General features: G+C 53.5%; 4 protein-coding genes. 2 read left to right on the top strand and 2 right to left on the bottom strand.

Annotation, left to right across the window (positions count from 1 at the left end):
- The coding region (locus tag KJ653_07770) for an IS200/IS605 family accessory protein TnpB-related protein (GenBank protein ID MBU0685725.1) at positions 1-1,055 on the bottom strand (1,055 nt) is incomplete at its 3' end.
- Between the two features lie 181 nt (positions 1,056-1,236).
- Between KJ653_07770 and KJ653_07765 the strand changes: the two genes are divergently transcribed.
- Positions 1,237-1,650 carry a CBS domain-containing protein gene (locus tag KJ653_07765; protein MBU0685724.1) on the top strand — a complete coding sequence of 138 codons (414 nt, stop codon included), beginning with the start codon at positions 1,237-1,239 and terminating at the stop codon, positions 1,648-1,650.
- Positions 1,647-2,093 (top strand): CBS domain-containing protein, encoded by a 447-nt coding sequence (locus tag KJ653_07760; GenBank protein MBU0685723.1) that lies wholly within the window; start codon positions 1,647-1,649, stop codon positions 2,091-2,093. The genes KJ653_07765 and KJ653_07760 overlap by 4 nt, the downstream gene beginning before the upstream one ends.
- Positions 2,094-2,206: 113 nt before the next feature.
- On the opposite strand, the gene KJ653_07755 is transcribed toward KJ653_07760, so the two are convergent.
- Positions 2,207-3,388, bottom strand: coding sequence for a saccharopine dehydrogenase NADP-binding domain-containing protein (locus KJ653_07755; GenBank protein ID MBU0685722.1), 1,182 nt, complete (start codon positions 3,386-3,388; stop codon positions 2,207-2,209).
- Positions 3,389-3,570: the final 182 nt, after the last annotated feature.

Here is a 3,570-nt window from a genome sequence, read left to right as displayed (position 1 = left end):
TTGATGTGCCTGTCGAGGTGCCAGCCGCACTCACATACGAACTCCGTGCCCATTCGGGAATCTTGTATTTTCCCACATATCGGGCACTTTCCGCTGCTGTATCTTGGATCGACTTTGACGACAGGGATACCCTTCCACTGGGCCTTGTATTCGATGATCTGGTGGAGCTTCCTCCTCGGCCACAGGCTTAGGCGACGATTCAGATCCTTGCCCCTTTTGTACCGGATTCCTGTCAGGTCCTCGAGCACTACGGCGGACTTCCTGCTCTCGGCAAACGAGAGCACGGCATTCGCCACCTGATGGAGTCTGTACTCAATCCGATGATGCTCTCTTGTGCCTTCCCTCCTACACAGGTTTCTAGTGGTGCGCCTATCATGCGCCTTCTTCTTCTGCAGCCTTCTCCGCCTGTCGTGATGCCTCTGCTGTATAATGGCAACATCAGGAAACTCCGCCTTGACCGAAACAGATGCTTCAGTACCGCTGTTTACGAATACGCCGTCGAGGCTGCGTTCGTTGGTGTCGAGAGAAAGGGCCGACTCGGGGGTGTATGGTGCAGGGGCACTCTTCCTGAAGGTCATTATGACCCGATCTGGAAGAAGGGTCAGCGATTCTAGGGAGAGAGTAGGGTCATCCAGATACTTCCGATGATACTGGCTGACGACGAGATTCAATTTCGCATGGCAGCCAGCCCTTATGGGAAGGTCTATGGTTCCGGACTCACGATCGAGCTTGTATGCTTGGTTCTCTGCCTTCATCATCAGGCGTTTGACATAGGGGACCTTGCACGCAACACCTTCGCGAATGCGCCTGCGATGGTTCTTGAGGACGCTGCCAGCCACCTCGAACGCCGATACCAGATGCTTGGCATACATCCTTGGGTGTTCCTGACGAAAATCCTTGTACGCGATTCTACACAAAGCGTTTCTCGACGTAACTCTTGCCTGGAGGCCTGCACGGATCGCGTTGTTGACTGCCAATCTGAAGTCCTCGAGAAGGTATTTCGCATCCGATGGAAGGTCCGAGTCTAGCCGGAAGACGGCTCCCTTGATCAGCATCTCGTCCTTGACGATGACCAGTATATCATATTTCTCTGATTACATGTAGCAGTCGAAGGTCAAAATCCAAGCTTCCGGGCGTATTCATCGCCCGAATTGTTCCAGGACCCCAGATTGAGAACATTGAAATAGAGTCGACACGATAACGCAGTTTAGGCACCTGGCTTTGGAGGGGAGAGAAGTGGAACTACGAGACATGCTCAGCGGCTCGAGTCCCGTTAGGATATCTCCAGACGCGACTGTGAGCGACGCGCTTGTATCCATGATCGAGAACAAGACGGACTTCCTGCTTATTGACCGCAGAAGTCAGAACGACTCATATGGGATTATCTCGAGATGGGACATCGTGGAAGGAGCGATTGCCAACGGCCGGGACCTAGCCACATCTCCAGTGACGGATTTCGCCAGGAAACCGCTTGTCGTCATGAACAACTTGAATCTCGACATCCGATGGGTAGCGAAGAAGATGGCAAACGAACGGGTTTCGAAGATTGCCGTGTTCAACGCAGACGAATTTCTTGGGTTCATCACCGATGTCGATATCCTCAAAGTAATCGCCGCGCGAGCGAAGCAGATCAAGGAGGCAAAGGAATGAGCCACGTTCCTCTCATCCTGAAGGACATCGTGAAGACCTTCGAGCTCCCCACAATCGAAGGAGATGCGACGGTCTTAAGCGCAATCCACAAGATGCTCGCCGAGAACAAGTTCTCGGTTCTCGTACCCAGGAAGAACAAGAACGACGCTTACGGAATAGTCACGAAGAAGGATATCGTGTCCAAGGTCGTTGCCGAAGGGAAGGACCCTAAGAAGGTCAAGGTCAAGGACATCATGTCCAAGCCTCTCGTTATCCTGACAAACCTGTCTCTGGATCTTCGATGGGTGGCCAAGGCCATGGCCAACTCCGGGGTGTCCACGATCGCTGTCTTCGACAAAGGAGACTTCTATGGATATGTGACTGAGGCGTGCATCATCGAAGGAGTCTACAACGCGTTGAGGAGAGCTAAGCTGGAGCAGGGAGTCGAATACGTGTCCTGTTGATGGGAGATGGAACCTCCCGACAGCAGATGCAAGCCACCAAGAATGAGAAGAGATTGGGGTTTTAGGGAGAAGAGGTGCGTTCACCTCTTCCCTTCGGGTTTCCAGCGGAGCTCTCAGTAATACTTCGTCGTCGAGGTTATCTGCTCGTCGACATAGATCTTCCTCTTGCCGAGCTCCTTGAAGAATGCCTCGGGCTCGACCGTCGCTTCTGCGGGGAACACTCCGGGCTCCTTAATTCTCTTTGTGTGCTGCCAGTGCGCGACTATCGAAGGTGGGACTGACGTGTCCCTGGCCGATGACACGCCCCTCTCAGGGTCGTTCCAGGTCACGATGAAGTAGGTGACCGTCTTAGGCATGCCATCCTTCTTTCCGGCGCAGTCAATCCTGAACATGTCGTATTCGAACTTCTCCTTCGAGGGAGCTCCTCTGCCATCTGCGATGCCCTTCTGGTACATCGCGGTCAGGAAGTCAAGCGGTGATACGCCGTAGGCATCGAGCTTCTTCTCGTCGGCGAAGCCGAGCCCTCTCAAGGTCATGAATGTCGCCATGTCGCTCTGCGGGAAGCCTATCCTGAATGTGACCTGCTTCGCGTTAAGGTACTTGCCCATGGTCGCAGGCTCAGAGTGCTTGATGAAGTAGGCCTTCACCTTTCCGATCGGGTCAGGCAAGACGGCATCAGTCTCTCCGCCGAGGATCTTCTGCTTCTGGTACTTCCCACCGATCCATTGGACTGACTCCTGCGTGAACTCGTCCAGGACGGTCCTTATTGAGTAGCCCGGCCAGCCGGCCTCTTTCACCGGCAATGTGTTGCCCCAGGCACATACGATATCGATAGAGTCCACCACATCGAGCCTCTTGGCGCCCGCAGCGCCCGCGATGTTCGTCATGCCCGGCGTGCTGCCAAGGCCAATTGTCGCGTTGATGCCCGCGTCCTTCCACTTCTTGTGCAGTTCCAGCTGCTTAAGGCACGTGTCGAAGAACCCCCCTAGGTCGGTATATGTCGCGCCGCCCTTCAGGCACGCGTCCATGACGCCCAGGTTAGTCTGATACCAAGCGCAGTTGATTACGGACCCAACCTTCTCCTTCTTTATGGTCTCAAGGACCTTCGAACCATCGTTCGCGTCAAGCTCCATCAACTTGACCTTCTTAGAGAGCTTGAGGTCGTCCACCGCCTTCTTCACGTTGACCATCTTCCGGCTCGAGGCAATCACATCCTTTTCACCGCACATTTCCACGAGGTCCTGAACAGTGTAAGCACCGATCTGCCCCGATGCACCGAGAACCAATATGCTCATCTCTTGCACCTCCTTATTGTATTCATCTGAGTCTTCCAAAATCGTCTTTCAGACTAGACAAGCACCGTACAGTTACAATCTACTTAAACGTTTTCTGGTCGAGATCCACCTAGTTTAGAAGTTTTGGCAATTGGCGGCATCTTGATTGAACCTATGATTACCATCAAGCCAAGAACTGAAAC

The sequence above is a fragment of the Candidatus Thermoplasmatota archaeon genome, from assembly GCA_018814355.1.
GTDB lineage: Archaea > Thermoplasmatota > Thermoplasmata > UBA10834 > UBA10834 > COMBO-56-21.
The sequence above is the reverse complement of the archived record's forward strand: the minus strand, read 5'-3'. Positions and strand labels throughout refer to the sequence as shown.

Excerpts from the sequence above, each read along its gene's own strand:
- KJ653_07760 (MBU0685723.1), top strand. The coding sequence starts at position 1,647 with ATGAGCCACGTTCCTCTCATCCTGAAGGACATCGTGAAGACCTTCGAG.
- KJ653_07755 (MBU0685722.1), bottom strand. The coding sequence starts at position 3,388 with ATGAGCATATTGGTTCTCGGTGCATCGGGGCAGATCGGTGCTTACACT.